General features: G+C 50.6%; 13 protein-coding genes. 4 read left to right on the top strand and 9 right to left on the bottom strand.

The window, feature by feature from the left end; all coding sequences use genetic code 11:
- Nucleotides 1-31 precede the first annotated feature (31 nt).
- From EXU85_RS04805 to add, 3 genes are all read right to left on the bottom strand, one after another.
- Nucleotides 32-274 (bottom strand): transposase DNA-binding-containing protein, encoded by a 243-nt coding sequence (locus EXU85_RS04805; protein ID WP_142770979.1) that lies wholly within the window; start codon nt 272-274, stop codon nt 32-34.
- A 389-nt stretch (nt 275-663) separates the two neighbouring features.
- A complete protein-coding gene (locus tag EXU85_RS04810; RefSeq protein ID WP_142770980.1) occupies nt 664-1,374 on the bottom strand; it encodes an HAD family hydrolase in 711 nt (236 codons plus the stop codon).
- Nucleotides 1,375-1,383: 9 nt separating this feature from the next.
- Nucleotides 1,384-2,400: an adenosine deaminase gene (gene add, locus EXU85_RS04815; protein ID WP_168207743.1), complete on the bottom strand. Its 1,017-nt coding sequence runs from the start codon at nt 2,398-2,400 to the stop codon at nt 1,384-1,386.
- A gap of 180 nt (nt 2,401-2,580) precedes the next feature.
- On the opposite strand from add, the gene EXU85_RS04820 reads away from it, so the two are divergent.
- On the top strand, nt 2,581-3,231 hold the full coding sequence (locus tag EXU85_RS04820; protein WP_142770981.1) for a Crp/Fnr family transcriptional regulator: 651 nt from the start codon (nt 2,581-2,583) through the stop codon (nt 3,229-3,231).
- Nucleotides 3,232-3,482: 251 nt separating this feature from the next.
- Nucleotides 3,483-4,421, top strand: coding sequence for a glycoside hydrolase family 43 protein (locus EXU85_RS04825; RefSeq protein ID WP_210422439.1), 939 nt, complete (start codon nt 3,483-3,485; stop codon nt 4,419-4,421).
- Nucleotides 4,422-4,499: 78 nt separating this feature from the next.
- Here the strand turns inward: EXU85_RS04825 and EXU85_RS04830 are convergent, their stop codons facing one another.
- From EXU85_RS04830 to EXU85_RS04850, 5 genes are all read right to left on the bottom strand, one after another.
- Nucleotides 4,500-6,950, bottom strand: coding sequence for an ABC transporter permease (locus tag EXU85_RS04830; RefSeq protein WP_142770982.1), 2,451 nt, complete (start codon nt 6,948-6,950; stop codon nt 4,500-4,502).
- Between the two features lie 103 nt (nt 6,951-7,053).
- On the bottom strand, nt 7,054-9,423 hold the full coding sequence (locus EXU85_RS04835; RefSeq protein WP_142770983.1) for an ABC transporter permease: 2,370 nt from the start codon (nt 9,421-9,423) through the stop codon (nt 7,054-7,056).
- 127 nt (nt 9,424-9,550) lie between these two features.
- Entirely contained in the window at nt 9,551-11,953 is a 2,403-nt protein-coding gene (locus EXU85_RS04840) for an ABC transporter permease (RefSeq protein ID WP_142770984.1), read from the bottom strand.
- Between the two features lie 108 nt (nt 11,954-12,061).
- Nucleotides 12,062-14,482 (bottom strand): ABC transporter permease, encoded by a 2,421-nt coding sequence (locus EXU85_RS04845; RefSeq protein ID WP_142770985.1) that lies wholly within the window; start codon nt 14,480-14,482, stop codon nt 12,062-12,064.
- Between the two features lie 148 nt (nt 14,483-14,630).
- On the bottom strand, nt 14,631-17,069 hold the full coding sequence (locus EXU85_RS04850) for an ABC transporter permease (protein ID WP_142770986.1): 2,439 nt from the start codon (nt 17,067-17,069) through the stop codon (nt 14,631-14,633).
- A 55-nt stretch (nt 17,070-17,124) separates the two neighbouring features.
- On the opposite strand from EXU85_RS04850, the gene EXU85_RS04855 reads away from it, so the two are divergent.
- A complete protein-coding gene (locus EXU85_RS04855; RefSeq protein WP_142770987.1) occupies nt 17,125-17,604 on the top strand; it encodes a Uma2 family endonuclease in 480 nt (159 codons plus the stop codon).
- Nucleotides 17,605-17,670: 66 nt separating this feature from the next.
- On the opposite strand, the gene EXU85_RS04860 is transcribed toward EXU85_RS04855, so the two are convergent.
- The gene (locus EXU85_RS04860) at nt 17,671-20,088 is read right to left on the bottom strand and encodes an ABC transporter permease (protein WP_142770988.1); all 2,418 of its coding nucleotides are present in this window, start codon (nt 20,086-20,088) and stop codon (nt 17,671-17,673) included.
- A 42-nt stretch (nt 20,089-20,130) separates the two neighbouring features.
- Between EXU85_RS04860 and EXU85_RS04865 the strand changes: the two genes are divergently transcribed.
- The gene (locus EXU85_RS04865; RefSeq protein WP_142770989.1) at nt 20,131-20,577 is read left to right on the top strand and encodes a hypothetical protein; all 447 of its coding nucleotides are present in this window, start codon (nt 20,131-20,133) and stop codon (nt 20,575-20,577) included.
- The last annotated feature ends 151 nt before the right edge of the window (nt 20,578-20,728 follow it).

Raw genomic sequence — 20,728 nt, forward strand, 5'->3', positions numbered from 1 at the left:
GAAAGCGGGCCACTGTGGTATCCTGAAACAGCTAGTGCTCTTTAGCGGTTTTTGGCTGTCGGCTGGCCCAGTCGACTACTCCATCCGGGTAGGCTTTGCTCATGGCTTTGGGGGTAAGTTTAGGGCTGTTGACCAACCAATAGAAGGCTTTGAGTTGGGCGCTTTGCTTGAAAAGCCGAGGCAATGACTGCCCGCAATCGCGGTGCATCAACTGAGTCTGCAGTTGTTGGCAGCGTCGGTCGAGCCGTTTATCCCCTACTTTATAGTGCTGCATCTGGCAGGCAAGGCCGTCCTCAAGTTGCCTCCACGAGCTAGATACAATATATCAAAGAACGGATAGTTTATGCCCAAAAGCCCCGACTTGTGGGTAAAACTCACCGCTCAAGGGGAGGGGTTGGGTAAAACGCCACGGATCTGTAAATATCCCTACATTCTCACGTTCTCGCTTGGCTTTGTCGACCGAGAACGTGAGATGAGTGATTAGGATATGATGGATCAAGTTGGCTAACTGCCTCTATGTTACCGATAGTAAATTATTCTCAAATAACGCTCCTGCCTGAGACGAAGATACATTCATTTAGCTTCGTCTCAGGCAGGAGCGTTTTTAATAGACGCATTTTCTTACTATCCAGCCAACACTAGCTGAAGTATTCCCCCACAGATTTACAGCAGTTGCCTACCGTTGAGCAGAGCGATTAATTCGCTCATGCGTTCGATCTGTCCATAGCCATTACCGGCCACAGCGATCTGCTCGTGCAATGCAGTCGTATAAAAGGGTACGTAAATGGCGTTCGCACCGATATTCACGACCGGCAGCACATCGGACTTAAGCGAATTGCCGATCATTAGAAACTCGGCTGGCTGCAATCTGTAGCGTTTGAGTAGCTGTTGGTAAGTCAGCTCATTTTTTTCGCTAACAATCTCGACATGGTCGAAATAATGCCCGATACCCGAACGGGCCAGCTTGCTTTCCTGATCCAGCAGATCACCTTTGGTCAGTACCATCAATGGATAGGCTCCGCTGAGTTGGCGCAGGGTTTCCTCGACCCCATCGAGTAGATCAATCCGGTACTGGAGCAAATACTTGCCCTGGTCAATGAGCTGCTGAATTTCCCGGCCCAGCACCTGTCCCTCCGTTAGCAGAATGGCTACTTCGATCATCGATAAGATGAATCCTTTGGCTCCGTAGCCCATCAGGGCAATGTTTTGGCTCTGTACGGCAATTAGGGCTGCATCGAGCTGATCGGGGGTGCCGTATTGAGCTAAAAACGTTCGCAGGTCTCGCTCAACGTCGTCGAACAGAGGCTGATTGGCCCACAGTGTATCGTCAGCATCGAAGGCAATCAGTTTAAGGTTTTCTTTAGCTATGTTCATAGTTTGGGCTTATTGGGCCGGTATCTGTTGGGGCGCCAACGCGTGGTATCGCTTTTGCAGTTGAAACAGTAGGTCCTGCTTTAATTGATTGGGGATAAAGGCCGCTAGCAGGGCCTGGCGATTGGTCGCGTAAAAATCAGCAATGTCCCAGCCAAACGTTTGTTGCATCTTTTGATACTCTTCACTCAAGCTAACGTTGACGATGGTTCGAGCATCGGTATTGAGGTTAAGTGCCACACCCGCCCGGTAGAGTTTGTCCACCGGATGCTGGGCATACGTATCGTACAGGTCGATCTGCACATTACAGGTTGGACAAACTTCGAGGTGAATCTGGTGCTTCTTCAGGTGCGCCACTAACTGGGGATCTTCGATGCTACGGACGCCATGGCCGATCCGGCTGGGGCCAAAATATGCCAACGTTTCCCAGACACTCGACGGCCCTTTCGCTTCCCCCGCGTGAGCCGTGCAGAAAAGACCGTGCTGTCTGGCATACTCAAATGCGTTCACATGCGCGGCAATAGGGAAGCCCGCTTCGTCGGCGGCAATGTCGAAGCCTGTTACGTGCGTGTCCTTAAACTGCTCGACCAGTCGCACCGTTTCCATACTTTGGGCTTCGGTATAGTGACGCAGGGTACAGAGTATCAGTCGGGCTTCGATGCCCGTTTCCCGCACGGCCTGCGCCGTAGCCGCTTCCGTATAATGAACCACCTCTTCCGGAGTAAGGCCTTTCTCCAGATGTTGAAGGGGGGCAAAGCGCAGTTCAGCATAGAGCACATGATCGGCCGCTAATTGCTTAAATAAATCCCGCACCACCAATTTCAGTTGCTCGGGTGTTTGCATCAACTCAATGCCCTTGGGAGCCCGTGTCAGAAAATCGGCCAAATTGTGGCACTTAGCCGGGGCAATGAACTCCTCCTGATATTGGGCTTCGGTAATGGTTGGGTCAATAGCATTAACCACGTTGTAGCTTAGGGAGCAATCCAGATGCAGATGCAGTTCAACTTTAGGTAAGGCTTTAATGTCCATTTAAATTAAGAGATAAGTAGTGGCATATACTTCGTTACGGTATCAATCAAAAAATAGCGCATTGGGTCAGCCGGTAAAGCGGTGATTCGGTTTAGAGGATCTAGTCCCCAAGGATTATCTTTACCTTTGTTGTCCACAATATAAGGGCCTGTCAAGGACATTTGACCCGTTGTAACTGGCGTGATAATTAAATACAATCCGGATTTACTGACTTACCTCAATCGGCTAGTTGCCGCCGATACGCATTCGTCATCGATTAGTCGGCGAACATTTACCCAGGGCCAGTCGCTGATTAATCAGGGCGATTGTCCGCAGTGGGTTTACCTGCTCACCGGAGGGATCGTTAAGTGTTTCATCACCGAAGAAAACGGCCGAAGTTATGTGCTGGAATTTTTAGGCGAAGGCGAAATGCTGGGTGAACTGGAGCTTTTGACCGGGACGGACAATCTGTCTACCGTTGAAGCACTGACGGATGTTACGGCCTACCAGATTAGTCAGGACTTGTTTCACTCGTATTTGCTGGAGGAGCCCCATTTTAATCGGCTCCTGCTCCAGGAACTGGCCCTGCGGCTAAGCCGTACAGCCCAACGAGCGTCCTACCAGCAAATTTTTCCAGTAGAGTATGCTATCCTGAAAGTACTTTTTCTGTTTACTGAGAGTCAGCCTTCCGTATCCAAACAAAATCTGGCAGACTACTTAGCGATTCCGGTCCGGAGCCTAAACCGAATACTAGCCCGCCTGAGTGCACAGAACCTGTTTACTGCTACGACCAAAACCGCCTTGACCGTCTCCAGGGAGAGGCTGACTGAACTTATCATAGCGTATCATTGAAACCGTATACGACAGATTGAATCAGACAGATCGTAAAAATGACGGTCTCTTTTAACGCTCCTTTTCATAAGAATGACAATAGTCCTCACTGGTGCGCCAGCCCGGTGGTACGCCAGCCCGATCGGCGAAGTCAGACGAGAACGTGCGTATCTTTACAACCTATGGAAACCTTACCCATTTTTCGTTTTTTACTAGTTCTATCTCTAGTCCTAAACAGTGGACTACTCTTGGCGCAGCCCAGAAAACAACCAGTGAAAAACTCCTCAGAACAAGCGGGTTTGTGGAAAGATACCGATGGGCATTTCATCAATGCACACGGTGGGGGGATGCTTCAGCATAAGGGAACGTACTACTGGTTTGGGGAAATCAAAAAAGGGAAAACATGGCTCGTTCCCGGCCAGAGTTGGGAATGTTATCGGGTTCCGGCGGGGGGCATTTCCTGCTATTCATCAAAAGACCTGAAAGCCTGGAAATACGAAGGTGTTGTGCTGTCGGCAACGACGAATAATCGCCGGAGTGATTTAGATACCAGCAACGTCATCGAGCGACCCAAGGTGGTTTATAACCAGAAAACAGGGCAGTTTGTTATGTGGATGCACATCGACCACAAAGACTACAGCTATGCACATGCGGGCGTTGCCGTAAGCAACAAACCGACCGGGCCGTATCGCTATTTGGGTAGCCTGAAACCCAATGGACACGATTCGCGGGATATGACTGTCTTTCAGGATGATGACGGAAAAGCCTACCTGATTCACTCGTCCGAAAACAACAATACGCTGCACATTAACCTGTTATCGGACGATTACCTGAAGCCAACCAATTGGTACATCCGCTTGCTGGAAGGCAAACGACGGGAAGCACCAGCACTGGTTAAACAGGCCGGAAAATACTATTTAATTACGTCGGACTGCACGGGCTGGAGTCCTAATCCAGCCTCGGTTGCCGTTGCCGATTCGCCGTTGGGGAAGTGGACAACTCAGGCGAATCCCTGCGTAGGCCCGAATGCTGAAACGACCTTCCAATCGCAAAGCACCTACATCGTTCCACTCGACCCGAAGCAAGGCAAGTTCCTGTTCATGGCCGATCGCTGGAACAAAACGAATCTTGAGGATTCTCGATATGTATGGTTACCGCTGGACATCAAGGCCGGAAAAGTAACAATACCCTGGCAAGCCAATAGGCTGTAGGTTGGCGTGGGGCCGGGAGCCGGGAGCACGGAGTCAGAAACCCCGCCCGTCTCCGTGCCCCCCGCTCCAAGCTCCACGCTATTCAGAGCGCAAACTTTTCACCGGATTCATCAACGCGGCTTTGATACTCTGGAAACTCACCGTTAATAGGGCAATCAGCACGGTCAGTATGCCCGCCAGCGCGAATACCCACCAGCTAATCGTAATTTTGTACGCAAAGCCTGCCAGCCATTTGGTCATGGCCCACCACGCCAGGGGCGAGGCAATGACCAGCGCCACCAGCACCAGGATAACGAAGTCTTTCGATAACAGGCCAACCAGGCTGGATACCGATGCGCCCAGTACTTTCCGAATGCCGATTTCCTTCGTTTTTTGCTGCGTTACCAGCGATACCAATCCGTATAAACCCAGGCAGGAAATCAGGATGGCCAATCCGGCAAAGTAGCCGATGAGCTTGCTTAACCGCTGTTCACGCTCGTAGAGTTGGGCAAGGCGTTCATCGAGAAACTGATAGCTAAAGCCTTTTTCGGGAAAGTATTTATCCCATTCCTGCTGAATGAATTTCAGGGTTTTCGCTTTATCCTGCGCTTGTATTTTAATGGAGAAGAGCGATAAGCGGGGTTGATCAACGGAGAATAATGTGCCTTCAATAGGATCCAGCAACGACTGATTGTGAAAATCCTTCAGGACCCCCACAATTTTGCCCTCTTTCCCTTCCAGATTCACCGATTTGCCCAGCGCTGCCGACGACGACTTCCAGCCCAGTTGCTTGACGCCCGTTTCATTGATCAGAAATGCCGCCGTTTTATCCGTCGGGTAGGCTTCCGAAAAATCCCGGCCCGCCACAAATGTCAGCCCGTACGTCTGGGCGAAATTATGGTCGATGCCGACAGAGCCAATAAACATGTTCTCATCAGGCCTATGCCCTTCGGGAATTACATTCCGTCGGATGGAGCCGTCGCCCATGGGTCGGTTAGAGAGCGTAACCTGCTGAATATGCGGGTTGTTGAGCAGGATTTCCTTGAATGTTTTTAGGCGTAGGTACGTACTGTCGTTTCGGTTTGCGAATACATTGGTGATTTTATCACTACGCGTATTGGCCATGATCATAAACGATTTGTCGAATCCTAGTGGCCGATTCTGCATATAATCGAGTTGCTGAAACGATACCAGCGTTCCGATAATCAGGGCAATAGACGCTACGAACTGCACCCCCAGCAACACCTGCCGAACGACCCCTCCTTTAGCCTTACCGCTCACAAAACTGCCTTTCAGGGTGGCAATAGGCTGGAAGCCGGAGACGAAAAAGGCCGGGTAACTACCCGATAATATACCCGTTAGCAAAGCGACGCCAATGAAAAGCACAATTAACCCGATGTCGGATAAAAAATAGTTCATGCTGATCGACTTGCCCGTCAGGTTATTCAGGACGGGCAAGAGCGCGCCAATAAGCAGGAACGAGAAGACTAACGCAATGAGGCTTAATAGGATCGACTCGCCCAGGAACTGCGCAATCAGTTGTTGTTTATCACTGCCTAACACTTTTCGGATACCGACTTCCTTTGCCCGTTTTAGTGATCGTGCCGTTGACAGGTTCACAAAGTTGATGCAGGCAATTAAGAGTGTCATCAAGGCAATGCCAATGAAAACATAGAGATACGTCATACTGCCCGACGGCTCTGGCGTAGCCTGCGCTTCAGACCGAAGATGGATATCCCGAAGTGGTTCCAGTTTGTACACTATGTCTTTGGCAAACTGCTTGTTGGCATAGGTCAGCAGAAACTTCGGGAAGCGGGCATTAACCGTTTCGGGCGAACGTCCGGGCCGAAGCAACACATAGGTATACCCATGCGAGATTACCCAGTTCTGGGGGAGATTCTGGCGGGCGGCCTCACTTTCAGTCGCATACATCGTCTCATAATTCGCCAGCAAGTCGAGGTGAATGTGCGAGTTGTCGGGAAGCCGATCCACCACACCCGTTACCCGCAACGGATACTTGCCTTCGTATAGCAGCGTTTTACCCAGTGGATTCTGCCTGCCGAAATACTTGGCGGCTATCTCATCGGTAATTACCACGGTAAACTTGTCACGCAGGGCCGTACTCGGATTGCCTTGCCGAAAATGAAAGCTGAAAATGTTGAGCAGGGTGGAATCGCCGAAGAAGAACCGTTCCTCATCGTACTTGATAGGGTGCTCCTGGCGCTGGCTGAGTACTTCAATCGTGGCATTGCTCCGATATAAGCGAGCCGACGTTTCGATTTCTGAAAAGTTAGCGGGCAGTAAGGGCGATGCGGGCGGAGGAGTCAGCGCCAGCGGTTGTTCCAAACCCGCAAACTTGGGCAGGTACGTGAGCCGATAAATTCGGTCGTATTTCTGCTGGAAGGTGTCGTAGCTGAGTTCGTGCCGAACAAACAGCAGAATCAGAAAGCAACAGGTCAACCCAACCGTTAACCCGACGATGTTGATCAGCGAAAACCCCTTCTGCCGAAGCAGGTTTCGATAGGCGATTTTGAGGTAGTTGAAAAACATGGTTTAAGAAATAGTCATTAATTGTCATTACTAGTCAGTTATCGTCATTAGTTGACATTTACGGCATGTGATGACGATAACTGACTAGTAATGACAGCTATACTTAGTCGTTGTTTTTAAGGACGTTTGATAGCTGAACATTTGCCATTTTCCAGCTCTGCGTGCCTACGGCGATGGCTGCCGTGATGAAAACGACCGTATTGGCCAGAAAGAACCACCCGATACCCGGCTGGAATGAACCCGTAAATTCCTGGGTGTTCTGGAGCAATAACTTGATGCCCAAAAAGCAAAGCACATTGGCCAGGAGTCCGGCAATCGACAATAAAAGCAGGAATTCACGGTTGACCAGCAAAACGATCTGGGCAATTGTCGCCCCCAGCATTTTTCGTACGCCCACCTCTTTCATCCGTCTGGAAAAATGCTGAGCCGCTAATCCATACAGCCCCATGCAGGCAATCAGCAACGCCAGTCCGGCCAGATAGCCAAAACCGTTGGACAGGTTTTGAAACGTGGTGTTAAAGCCATCGAACACATCTTTCTGGTAAAAATGAGAAGCCGTCGTGTTTGGGAATTTAGCCTGCCAGATTTGTTCCAGATTGGCTACTACCTTGGGGCCGCTTCCCGGATCGAATCGGGCAACTAAGTAGCTAAACATAGGCGGCTGGGCAGCGAAAAAAATGGCCGGGCGTGCTGCGCCAGAACCCATTAATTTGAAATCCTTGACGACTCCGGCAATCGTAACTAACTTCTTATCTACCCGTATCGACTTACCAACGGCGGCATCTTTCCAGTTGTGCTTCTGTACAAACGACTCATTGACAATGACCGATTCGGTGTTTTCGGCGACACGGTTGTTTTCGAAGAAATGGCCCGACGCCAGGTTGAGCCCCATTGCGTCAAAATAATCGGGGCCAACGTTGTACTGAAGCACGTTTTCCTGCATATCGCCCAGGTAGATTGTTGCCCGGCCTACTGATTCGCCAACGTGGTTTTCGGCACCCGCAATCGTCCTGACGGATGGGTTTCGGGCCAGCTCATTTTTGACGATGGTAAACTGGGTGCTATCGGTCAGGCGAAGGACCAGCGTTTGATCGGGATTGTAGCCCCAATCGAGGTTTTTCCACTGCACACCGGCACTCGTCAGGACAACCCCCAGAATAACCGACATAAATGCCAGCACAAATTGCGCAACCAACAGCGCCCGGCTGAACGTGTTTTTGGTGCCAAACTTCAGCTTCCCCGCCAGGACAGCAATGGGCCTGAAGGCGGAAACATACAAGGCCGGATACGCCCCCGACGCAATGGCCGTAAACGCTAACAGGCCAGCCAGAAAACCCCACAAAGGCAAGTTTTGACCAAAGGAGATCGATATGCTCATGACCATCAGGTCATTAAACAGGGGAACCAGAAATGCGGTGGTGATAACCAATGCCAGCAACAGAGCCACAAAACAAAGCAGCAGATTTTCGGTCATGAACTGGGCAATCAATTGCTGGCGCGTACCACCCATCACCTTGCGTACACCAATTTCTTTTAATCGCTGGGTTGCCGCTCCCAGCGAGATATTGACGTAGTTGAAACACGACAAGCCCATCATGATCAGGGCGATAGCCGAAAACAGGACCGTCGTGATTGGGTGGTTGGCTTCGGCCGGACGGCGGTTCACCTCGTAGGCATTCGGGGCCGGATCGCGGAGATTATCGAAGATGAACGATTTAATGGGATTCTCCCGGTTCCTGGAATTATACAACGCCACATACCGACCCATTTGCCCAGCCAGCGACTTTACATCGGTTTTTTCCTTAAGCTCAATGAACACGCCATAGATGTGAGAGGACCAATCCTGATTCTTCAGCGACGCGTGAACGGGATGATAGCCGGTCAGCAGGTCGAAGGCAAAGCCGGTATTGTTCGGGAATTTCTCGGCCACGCCCTGCACGATGAACTGGTTTTGTTCCCGCTCACCCGTAACGATGGCAAAGGATTGCCCGATTGGAATCTGGTTCGGGAAGTACTTCTCCGCCATTTCGCTGCTGAGAATGATAGCATTCGGATCGGCCAGCGCTGCCGGGTTTCCGTACTTCAGCGGGAACGTGAACAGTTGGAAAAAGTTGGCATCCGCATAGGTAATCGTTTCGTCGAACAGATTTTCCTTACGAACCACTTGTACCCCTTCCCGCTGGACGCGAACCGCCCGTTTCACCTGAGGAAAGTCAGTAGCCAAAGCGGCAGCAATGGGAGCCGGGGCATTGCCGTATACCTGCGTTTCCTTATTGACTTCCATCGTGTATTCTACCATGAAAATCCGATCGCCGTTGACATGGAAATTATCCAGCGTCCAGAAGTTTTTCAGAATTAAAAAAACGGCGATGCTACACGCAACCGCAATAGATAATCCAACAATGTTGATAAACGACGTTACCCGGTTAGTAACCAGATTCCGCCAGGCGAGAATGATATAGTTTTTTAGCATAGTAAGGGGGAGAAAAGGGAGGAAGGAGGAGGGGAGGAAAGGCGGGCCGCCATCGCGGAAGAGTAGGATAAAAAGTGAACGTTCTAGTTCCTTCCTCCCTCTCCTCCTTCCTCCCTTTTCTCCCTCTTTATTCCGTTTTTAAACTCTTCACTGGATTCATCAACGCGGCTTTGATACTCTGGAAACTCACCGTTAACAACGCTACACCCACGGCCAGCAGGCCCGCCAGGGCGAACATCCACCATTCGATGTCGATTTTATAGGCGAAGTCCTGCAACCACTGATTCATGCCATACCAGGCGAGGGGTGAGGCAATCAGGATTGCGACGAATACAAGTTTCAGGAAGTCTTTGGAGAGCAGGCCCACAATGCTGAATACCGAAGCCCCCAGCACTTTCCGAACGCCGATTTCTTTGGTCCGTTGTTCGGCCGTGAAGGCGGCTAAGCCAAACAAGCCCAAACAGGCAATCAGGATGGCCAGGGCCGAGAACACGAATACGACCTGGGCGGTACGTTGCTCAGATCTGTATAGCGTGTTCAGGAAATCATCCAGGAAGGTGAATTCAAAGGCCGAATCGGACATGTCTTTCTGGAAAACGCCTTCCAGTTGCCGCATGGTTTCGGGCAAATGAGCCGTCTTGGTTTTGACAAGCAGATAGGGTCGCGACTCCGTATCGGCATTGTGGAATGCGTAGGCACCAATGGGCATGTGGAGCGATTCGAAATGGAAATCCTCAACAACTCCCACAATCTCGGCCCGGTCCCACCCGAACAGATTATGCGCTTTCTGCCCAATCGCTTTTTGGGGTGTGTAGCCTAAATACTGAACCGCCGTTTTGTTCAGTACCACCTGTACCGTTGTGTCTTTAGGATCTTTTACGTCAGAAAAAGCGCGGCCTGCCAGCAGTTTTAAGCCCAGCACATTAATAAAGTCACTCCCGACCCGGTTCGTCCGAATGGCCATGCCATCGCTTGCGTTGTTGCTGTTCTTGTCTGATTTAGTGATCGTTCGGCCACTGCCCCCATAGCCGGGGAAAGCCTGCGCCCGGCAAACATCAACAACATTACTCAGGCTTCGATAGTCGTTCATCAGGGCATCGATCTGCGTTTTGTCCTTTGCCGCCGAGGTCATGATGGCCAGCACCTGCGTGGGTTCATAGCCCAATTTCTGCGACTGAATAAACTGCAACTGCTGGTAGAAAATGAACGTACTCACCATCAGCACGACCGAGGCCGTGAACTGAATAACCACCAGCGACCGCCGGAATAAACCCGCCCCCGACTGGTTTCGGAAGGTGGTGCTGAGCAGGTATTTGGGCGAAAATGACGACAGGTAAAAGGCTGGATAAGAGCCTGCAATAAGGGTAATGAGTAACCCAATGAGCAGCAGGCCACCCACTACTTCGGGCGATATTAGGGCCTGAAAGGGTAATTGCTTGCCGGTTAGCTGGTTGAATAAGGGTAAACTAAGCGACACTAAGACGATGGCCAGTACCAGCGCGATCGACATCATTAACCCTGTTTCGAGGTAGAAACGGCTGATCAGTTGCTGCATCGTTGCGCCGACGGTTTTAATAACGCCCACCTCGCGAAAACGAATCTGCGCCTTGGCCGTGGCTAGATTCATGTAGTTGATGGACGCAATCAGCAGGATGACGATGGCCAGAATCAGGAGAATTTTAACCTGCTGAAAATCGCCGATGCGGGTGGTATTGGCATTGGTAATATCCGCCGAATGCAGGTGAATGTCGGTGAGGGGTTGGAGGCCGAGCGTGAAATATTGATTGTCTTTGGGTACGTTTTTATTTAGAACGACCGCCATTTGCTGTTCCACCTGAGCGTGGTTAGCCTGCGGAGTGAGCAGCAGATAGGTTTCAAAACTGGCGTTGTCCCAGGTTGGATTCTTTGCCCAGCGTACACTACTGAACGACCCGATCATGTCGGCATCCAGCGTCGAGGTACCTGGAAAATTCGCGTAAACACCCGTCACTTCCAGCGTATCCTTGTTGTCGACATTCAGGATTTTGCCGATTGGATTTTCGGTGCCAAAATAGCGGTCGGCGGCTGCCTGACTGAGCACAACCTTACGTGGTCCATCGAGCGCTGTTTTGGGGTTTCCTTTCAATAAACCAATATCGAACACATCGAACAGGCTATTGTCGGCCCAGTAGAAGTTCTTCTCAGCAAATTTCTTCTCGCCTGAGTTCACGAAAGCGGTCTGCCCGTAATTATGGCGGAGTAGCCGTACCTGCTGCGCTACAGTCGGGATGTCGGCTTTCAGCGCCGGTCCAACGGCATTGGGCGAGTTGGCCCATTTCATGGTTTTTCCATCGAAGGAAACCGTTGCTTTGACCCGATAAATCCGGTCGGCATTCGTATGGTATTTGTCGAACTGAAGTTCGTCTTTTACATACAACATCAGCAGCAGGGCCACGGCTAGGCCCGTTGCCAGGCCAACTAAATTCAGGAACGTAAACAGGCGGTTTTTCAGAAGCCCCCGCCAGGCGATTTTGAGGTAGTTTGTTAACATAAGAATTAGGGAAGAAGGAGGAGAGGGAGTAAAGGGAGGAGGGGGAGGAAAGGGGGAAAATAAGCTTTTGTTGTTTTTCCTTTTCTCCCTTTCTTCCCTCTCCTCCCTTTACTCCGAACGAAGTGATTTAACTGGATTCATCAAGGCTGCTTTTACGGACTGGAACGAGACGGTTAGGAGTGTGATCAGGGCGGCCAGGACAATTGTTAGCCCGAACATCCAGCCCTGAATCTGGATGCGGTAGACATAATCCCGTAGCCAGGCATTCATGAGCCACCACCCGAGGGGAGCAGCGAGCAGAAAACCCAATAGAACCAATCGGCCAAATTCCCAGCCAAACAGCCAGAGAACCTGAAAGGCACTAGCGCCCAAGACCTTGCGTACACCAATTTCTTTGCTCTTGGTCTCGACCATAAACGAGACTAAGCCATACATACCCAGGCAACCAATCAGAATGGCGATTAGCGAAAACACCTGCGTTAGGGCGAGCATAATCCGGTCGCCCCGGTAAAATTCGTCCAGAATAGTGTCGACAAACTGGTAGCTAAAGACCTTTTCCGGGAAGAAATCGTTGTACGTGGCTTCGACTGTTTTCAGCGTTTTAGGTAAGTCGGTTGCGCTTACTTTCAGCGCAATCATATGGCTTTGGGCCAAGTCGTTGACGATGACAACGGGTTTTACACTGTTTCGCAACGAATTGGTGTAAAAGTCATTGACCACGCCCACAATCGTTTTGTCAGTATCAAAAATGCGAAACCGCTTGCCCAGTACATCGCTGGGTGCCAGTTTGCCCAATCGCTTAACGACCGTTTCGTTCACGATCACCTCCTGAGAAGTGCTATCGGTTGGACGGAAATTGCGACCGGCCAACAGTTTCATGCCAAATAGGGGCAGGTAATTAGGATCGCCGATTTTCGACTGGACATCAAATCCTTCGGGTTTCGTTCGGGTGTCATACACGAATGGAAACTGATTGATATTGCCCGAGGCTGGCGGTTGATTGCCCAGGGCCACTGCCTGAACGCCCGAAATCTGAAGTAGTTGTTGCCGGAACGTTTCCTGTTTGAGCGGGTCGTTCTGGGCTGATTTGGCGTTTGGTAAATCGACCAGCACAATGCCGTTGCTCACGAAACCAAGATCGGCCTGCCGGATGTGGCGCAGTTGGGTCATTACCACAACAACGCCAATAGTGAATAACTGGGTCATGAAAAACTGAACCACCACCAGGCCTCTGCGTACCGAAAACCCACCAACGGCCTGCGTCGTTAGTCGACCCCGCAGGGCGGTGATTGGATTGAAGCCCGCCATCATCAGCGCCGGATAAAAACCAGCCAGCAGAATAACGAACACCACGCCCAGAATCATCATGGCCAGCGGTTTCGGATTCAACAAATCCGTCAGTACCATCGTGGCGTTGAATACTGACATGGCCTTGTTCATGGCCGGAAGGCCCAGATTGGAAAAAAACAGCGCGACGACCACAGCGACCAGCGTAATGATAGCCGTTTCGGTCATAAACTGACTAAACAACTGCCAGCGGGAACTGCCCATCACTTTCCGGACACCCACTTCTTTGGATCGTTTCAGCGCATGGGCCGTGGCCATATTGATGAAGTTGATACAGGCTGATATTACCAGAAACAACCCAACCAGCGTCATGGCGAACAAAATCGTTTTGTTCATCCGACCACCATATTGTGTGTTGAAATGAACATCGCTGAGTGGTTGAAGGGTAAAGTCGTAAACCTTCTGATCATCGGCCTGATAATACTTTTTTCGGATAGCCGGGAACGCGCTGGCTAATCGGTCGGCGGGCATATCGGGTGGTAAAACGACGTAACACATCGCTTCACTGTTCACGTCGTTCCAGGCCTGTAATGACTCCTTCGTGTTGGCTAGACTGGCAATGGTGCTGTAGGAAATAAAAGCTTCATAGGTGAGGTTCGTATTGCCAGGATGATCTTTCAAGACACCCGTTACCGTCAGATCTGCCTGGTTATCGAAGCGCAGCGTTTTGCCAATTGGGTTGGCTGTGCCGAAATATTTATGCGCATATTTCTCCGTCAGCACCACAGAATTAGGAGTCGATAACGCCGACTGTGGATCACCGATCAACCAGTCATAATCGAACACGCTGAACAACTGCGGCTCGGCGAAACAGAAGGTCTTGCTTTCATTGAATTTTTTCAGAAAACCACCTTTGGGATTGGGGACGCTAACAATCCGCCCATGCAGGCGTTCCACTCGGGCCACCTGTTCCAGAAACGGATAATCCCGGCGTAACACCTCACCCAGCGGTTTAGGCGTTCCGCGAGAGAACCGTACATCGTCATGCTTGATCTGTGTGACAACGCGGTAAGTTCGCTCGGCTTTCGCGTGATAGGTGTCGAAGCTGAGGTGAAACTGTGTGGTCAGGTAAATCAGAATCCCACAGGTCAACCCAACCGATAACCCCAGGATGTTGAGCAGGCTATAGGTTCGATACCGAACCAGATTCCGCCAGGCGATTTTAACGTAGTTTGTTAGCATAGAAGAAAGGGAGGAGGGGGAGTAAAGGGAGTAAAGGGAGGAAGGGGAGTAAAGGGAAGAGAGGGCGGTATACAAGGAGTTGCTATCGTTTTCCCTTTCGTCCGCAACGGCGGCCCGGCCTCTCCTCCTTCCTCCCTTTTCTCCCTCTTTACTCCGATTTTAAACTTTTCACCGGATTCATCAAGGCGGCTTTGATACTTTGAAAACTCACGGTCAACAGCGCAATGCTCACTGCCAGCAGACCGGCTACGGCGAACATCCACCATTCCATGTCAATCTTGTAGGCAAAATCCTGTAACCATTGGCTCATGATGTACCAGGCGATTGGAGCGGCAATGACAATAGCGATTAAGACCAGTTTCAGGAAGTCTTTCGAGAGCAGCGCCACCAGACTTGGAATGGATGCCCCCAGCACTTTTCGAACACCGATTTCCTTGGTACGCAGTCGAATAACATATATGGCCAGTCCCAGCAAGCCCATGCAGGCAATGAAAATGGCCAGCATCGCAAACAGACCAAAGATTCGCTGGGCTACCTGTTCCGATTTGTATAAATCACTCCAGTCGGTGGCGAGGTAAGAATAGTGAAAGGGCTGGTCGGGGAGGTAACGTTTCCAGAGGCTCTCCATCTGGCCGACTATGGCTTCTGGTTCATCGGTACGTACCCGCACTACGAGTTGATTATCTACTTTTTTGAATAGACGGTCGTTCAGGACAAATAGGGGGCTAATGCGCTGGTGTAATGAGCCAAAGTGAAAATTACGAACGATGCCCACTACCGTGTACGTAACGGGTTGACCATTGTTCTGCACAAAGTTGTCTGGGCTAGTTATCTGCTTCCCGATGGGGTCCGTCAGGCCAATCTGCCGGGCGGCTTCCTCGTTTAAAATAACCGACAGCGAATCATCGAACTGGCGACTAAATGGACGTCCGGCCAGCATGCTCATTTGCATCGTTTGCAGGTATTGCTCATCCACCACACAGCCTTTTCCCGTAACGGTTTCGTTCTCGCCATTTTTGCGGAACGTAATGCCGAAAAAGCCATCTTCGCCGGGCGTATTCGTGGTGCCCCCCACGCCGGTTACGCCCGATAATTTAGCCACTTCCGCCTTAAAGGCTTCGGTGTTGTTGCCCAGAAAAAAAGCACCTTTGAGCTTCACAACCGATTCTTTCGTGAAGCCCAGTTCTTTTTGCTGAATGAAATTCAACTGACTGAATACGACGATGGTACTGACAATCAGGAGCACCGATATGGCAAACTGAAACACCACCAGGCCGTTTCGTAACAGATGCCCCTGTCGGGTCGAGCTGAACTTGCCTTTTAGCACTTTGATCGGTTCGAAGGCCGATAACACGCCCGCCGGATAGCTACCTGCAAGCAAGCCTACAGCAATAGCTCCGCCTACCAATAGCGGCAGCGTTTCCCACCGGACCAGCGAGGTTAACGTAAGCGATTTACTGGCTAATGTATTGAATGGGGTGAGTAAACTAGCTACCAAAAAAGCAGCCACGCCTAAACTGAACAGGCTCAGCAAGACCGATTCGGTCAGGAATTGAGCGGCCAGCTGCTGCGTCGTCGAGCCGAGCGATTTTCGGATGCCCACTTCACGCGCTCGCTCCGACGACCGGGCGGTGGCTAAGTTCATGAAGTTGATGCAGGCAATCAGCAAGACGAAACCTGCGATGATGGAAAAAATAGAGACCAGCGACCGGCTCCCATTGGGTTGAAGTTCGGCTTCGAGATGTGAGTCGAGGTGAATGCTGGGAAGGGGTTGCAGGAAATAGAAATACCCATTTCCGGCCTTAAGGTAATCACGGTAAGACACCCCAAAGCTCCGCTCTACCTCTCCAGACGCGTATTTTTCTACCACGGCTGGGAGCTTGGCTTCGACCGTTTCGGGCTGTGTGTTCGGGCGTAAAAGCAGGTATGTATAGGCCGAAAACCCAATGTGATTGACTTGCTCGGCTTGCGGAAACCCTCGCGTAGACGACAGGAAGTTATAGGTAAAGTGAGCATTGTGCGACGGATCGGCGCAGATGCCCGTTACTTCCAGTTTCGGCCCCTGCACAATCTCCAGCATCTTGCCAATGGGATTTGTCTGGCCGAACAACCGTTTGGCCGTGCTTTCGGTCAGGACAACCGTATTCGGACGACTCAGCACCTGATTGGGATTCCCGCGCCGAAGGGGTGTCTGAAACACCTGAAAAAAGGTTGAGTCGACCACCATAAAGTCCTTCTCTTCAACCGTTCGGCCATTCAGTTTAACGAGTACTGGCGCATTGGTGCCCGCAGAAAAAATGCGTGTTACCTGCTCTATCTCCGGTATTTCCTTCTTAACCGATTGGGCATACGACGGCGGAATGAGCGCGTACTTAGTGCTACGGCCGGGGTATTTCCGCTCAAGCGCCATCCGATACACACGCGCTCCGTTTGTCCAATGCTGGTCATAACTCAACTCATCGGAAACGTACATCACAATGAGCAGGCAACACGCCATACCAATGGCTAACCCGGCCACGTTAATGCCCGTATTAACCTTGTGTTTCGCCAGATTCCGCAGGGCGATTTTGAGATAGTTTCGTAGCATTTTGTAACGTTTTTTCTATATTTGATTTCTACTCGGCCAAAAAATACGATCGGTTATGGAAGCAACTATCGAGCAAGTATCTGCTTACGAATTGGAACGCGGAAAACCTATGCCCACTTTAAATCATGCGTACGTGCAGAAAAATCTGCTAGTTAGTTTAGACTATCGGTATCGAAAAACGCTCACCGTTTTGTCAGAGTTAAACTTAAGCATGCCCGAACGACCCGATGCTGTACCTGATATTGCTATCTACCCAAAGCTCCAGATCGACTTTCTGCACGATGTTACATCCATGACCCAAATGCCGCTAACGGCCATCGAAATTGTGTCGCCCTCACAGTCAGATGCTGAAATTCTGGCCAAATTTGAGCGATACTTCAACGCTGGCGTTCAATCCTGCTGGTTGGTTATGCCCAGCTTTCAGGCTATTTCAGTGTATTCTGCTTTTGGTAAATACCGCTTCTTCTCCGAGAATGATACACTTACTGATGCGTTAACAGGAATTGAATTGAACTTAAGCGAAATTTTCTCTTAGGTGCCGGGAGCACGGTTTTATCCCTTTCCTCCCTCTCCTCCTTCCTCCGCAACGGCGGCCCGGCCTTTACTCCGATCTTAGTGATTTAACAGGATTCATCAACGCGGCTCGCACACTCTGGAAACTCACCGTTACCAGCGCAATGAGAATCGCCAGCGAGCCCGCCAGCGCAAATACCCACCACTCAATATCAATTTTGTAAGCGAAATCGGATAGCCATTTATCCATAGCGTACCAGGCAATGGGCGAGGCAATGACAATGGCAGCTACAACCAATTTCAGGAAGTCTTTGGAAAGTAAGGCCACAATGCTCGGAACGCTGGCGCCCAACACCTTCCGAACACCGATTTCCTTCGTCCGCTGCTGAATCGCGATCAGGGCAATGGAAAACAGACCCATGCACGATAGTAAAATGGCAATGCCAGCCGCCGACGAGAATATAGTGGATAAGCGCTGCTCTTTTTTGTACCAGCGTTCGGTGTTTGCATCCAGAAACGACCCAATGAATTCCTGCTTCGGCGCAATCGTTTTCCAGACGCTTTTAACCGTTTCCATAGCACCCGTCAGGTTTTGCGGATTCACCCGAACCAGAATATAGCTTATTGGCCAATTCGACTGCATTTGCAGCGTAATGGGTTTGGCTTCCTGATGCAATGAATACAGGTTAAAATCCGATACAACGCCCACGATCTGGTATTCTTTGTTGTCGGGTTTGATGAACTTGCCCACCGGATTGGCTTCTCCAAGTGCTTTGGCCATGCTTTGCGTAATCAGTACGGATGAACTTGAATCCGTACTGAACGCTGGGCTGAAGTCGCGGCCTTGCAGGAGTTTGATGCCCATCGTTTTCAGATAGTCCGTATCTATTCGCAGCCAATCGCAGGTAATGTCGCGTTTGCCATACTGGAAGCCGAACATCATCCGCGACGAACTGCCGTCTAACCCAGCACCGATGTTAACACCTGAACCCGATACGGCTGTGATGTTAGGTTGGTTTGCCAGTCGGTCGCGCATGGCTTTCAGCGCTTCCGTTCCATTCAACTCATTACCGACCGGGATACTGATTACCTGTTCCTTGTCCAGTCCCATCGGTTTCTGTTGCAGGTAACTAATCTGCTGGCGCACAATCATCGTGCACACAATAAGCAGGCAGGCAATAGTAAACTGCGTGACGATGAGAGAATTGCGTAATAAACCCGGACGGCTCATCTTCACTTTTCCTTTCAGCACTTCCACGGCGTTGAAGCGCGTCACGAACCAGGATGGATAACCACCTGCCACCAGCGTAATGAGCAGAAAGCCCAGCGCCGTCACCAGGAGAACAACAGGCTTCATGAAGTCGGATAAGGCCAGATAGCTTCGGAACAGGCGATTGAACGTAGGCAATGTTAGGTAGGCGAGACCCAGGCCGATGAGCAGTGCGACAAAACACAGTAGCAGCGTTTCGCCCCAGATTTGACCGAATAACTGGGCCCGTTTCGCGCCCAGCGATTTTCGGACACCCACTTCCCGCGCCCGCGAGAGCGACTGCGCAATGGTCAAGTTGATGAAATTGATGCAGGCAATCGCCAGAATAAACAAACCAACGAGTAACAGCGTGTACACGTAGGCCCGACTGATACCTCCGCCATGCGTGGTAACCGTATCGAAATGCACATCGCGCAGGGGCTCCAGAAGCAGGCTTCGCTGGAAGCCCAGTTCATTTTTAGGATAGCCCTGTTCCTGCCGTTCTTTGATGTCCTTCGCGAAATATTTATTCATGAACGCCTGTGTCCGCCGTTGGAGCGTTTGCGGGTCTGTACCGGCTTTCACCTTTACATACACATCGTGGTTGCCATGATCCCAGCGGGTTTTAAACTCCTGATAATCGCCAGCATTTTCACTACGGATCAGCGCATCAAAATCAATGGATGAGTTTTTAGGCGCATTACTCACCACGCCCGTCACGGTAAATGCCTGCCAGGCATCGCCCATGCGGAGTTGGAGTGGCTTTCCAATTGGGTCTTCCTTCCCAAAAATATCCTTGGCCATGTTCTCGCTGATGACAATATCGCTCAGGCTGTTCATGGCCGTGTTTGCGTTGCCTTTTTGGAGCGGGAAGCTGAACATGTTCAGAAAGTCAGCATCGGCCATGCGGACATCCTTGTTGTAGGTCTGGTTATTCCGCCGAACACTCGCGCTCCGGTCGAACCAGCGCGTAACGCCTTCGATCTCCGGGAATTCGGCTTTGAGCGAAGGTGATATTGGGTAAGGCATGGTGGCTCCTTTATCCGTAGTTCCGTCGCGGTTGGTGGAGAGGAAGTTGAGCCGGAAAATACGGTCGGCGTTGGTGTGGAAGTTATCGTATGATAATTCGAACGTGGCTGTCAGAAATAACAGCACACAGGTGCCGAAGGCGACCGACAATCCCACGATGTTAATCAGCGTGTGTGTACGGTTTTTCCAGAGCGTTCGGAAGGCGATTTTCAGGTAGTTGCGAAGCATGATATTTTAGTTACTTTTGGTCAAAATCAGAGTTTTAAAAGCATGAGTTACACAAATCCAGTTTCACTTAAAAACCTTGTTCTGGAAGATGAGATGGGAGTTAACGCCCCCATTATTCATCAAAGCGTTATTGCTCGGCTGACGGCAGGGCTGTATCCACTCTACCGGTCAGGACAGATTTCATTTGAACCTCTTCCGGAGACCATGCTTACGGAAGGTTATAGTACACCCGTTCCTGATTTACTCCTCTATGATCATTCATCTGAGCAGGCAAAAGTTATTGTTGAAGTTTGCCAAAATACGGGTCTGAAACACGACATTGGTAAAATCATTCGGCTGATTGACAGTGCTGAGTTCGGCATCCAGGAAGGATTCGTCTTCAACTATAAAACCCAACAATGGTACAGGTATCGCTTTGGCGATGGTGGCCTGACGACCGAATCCTCCTTTTCTGACATTCTACAACTGGATTTAAATACATTTTTATGATTTTACGTACCTACGGGCTTATTGATTTGAACTAATTAACCGCCGTTTTGCTAGTCTTCAGAACCCCCAACCCCCTGAAGGGGGCTTAGTTCGCTGGGGAGAAAAGCCCCCTTCAGGGGGTTGGGGGTTTGAAAGCCCCAAAAGGATAAGT

It is taken from the genome of Spirosoma sp. KCTC 42546, from assembly GCF_006965485.1.
GTDB lineage: Bacteria > Bacteroidota > Bacteroidia > Cytophagales > Spirosomataceae > Spirosoma.

What these genes read in the sequence shown, in the direction of transcription:
- EXU85_RS04805 (WP_142770979.1), bottom strand. Translation starts at nt 274, where the DNA reads ATGCAGCACTATAAAGTAGGGGATAAACGGCTCGACCGACGCTGCCAA.
- EXU85_RS04860 (WP_142770988.1), bottom strand. Translation starts at nt 20,088, where the DNA reads ATGCTTCGCAACTACCTGAAAATCGCCTTCCGAACGCTCTGGAAAAAC.
- EXU85_RS04810 (WP_142770980.1), bottom strand. Translation starts at nt 1,374, where the DNA reads ATGAACATAGCTAAAGAAAACCTTAAACTGATTGCCTTCGATGCTGAC.
- EXU85_RS04830 (WP_142770982.1), bottom strand. Translation starts at nt 6,950, where the DNA reads ATGTTTTTCAACTACCTCAAAATCGCCTATCGAAACCTGCTTCGGCAG.
- EXU85_RS04845 (WP_142770985.1), bottom strand. Translation starts at nt 14,482, where the DNA reads ATGCTAACAAACTACGTTAAAATCGCCTGGCGGAATCTGGTTCGGTAT.
- EXU85_RS04865 (WP_142770989.1), top strand. Translation starts at nt 20,131, where the DNA reads ATGAGTTACACAAATCCAGTTTCACTTAAAAACCTTGTTCTGGAAGAT.
- EXU85_RS04850 (WP_142770986.1), bottom strand. Translation starts at nt 17,069, where the DNA reads ATGCTACGAAACTATCTCAAAATCGCCCTGCGGAATCTGGCGAAACAC.
- EXU85_RS04840 (WP_142770984.1), bottom strand. Translation starts at nt 11,953, where the DNA reads ATGTTAACAAACTACCTCAAAATCGCCTGGCGGGGGCTTCTGAAAAAC.
- add (WP_168207743.1), bottom strand. Translation starts at nt 2,400, where the DNA reads ATGGACATTAAAGCCTTACCTAAAGTTGAACTGCATCTGCATCTGGAT.
- EXU85_RS04855 (WP_142770987.1), top strand. Translation starts at nt 17,125, where the DNA reads ATGGAAGCAACTATCGAGCAAGTATCTGCTTACGAATTGGAACGCGGA.
- EXU85_RS04835 (WP_142770983.1), bottom strand. Translation starts at nt 9,423, where the DNA reads ATGCTAAAAAACTATATCATTCTCGCCTGGCGGAATCTGGTTACTAAC.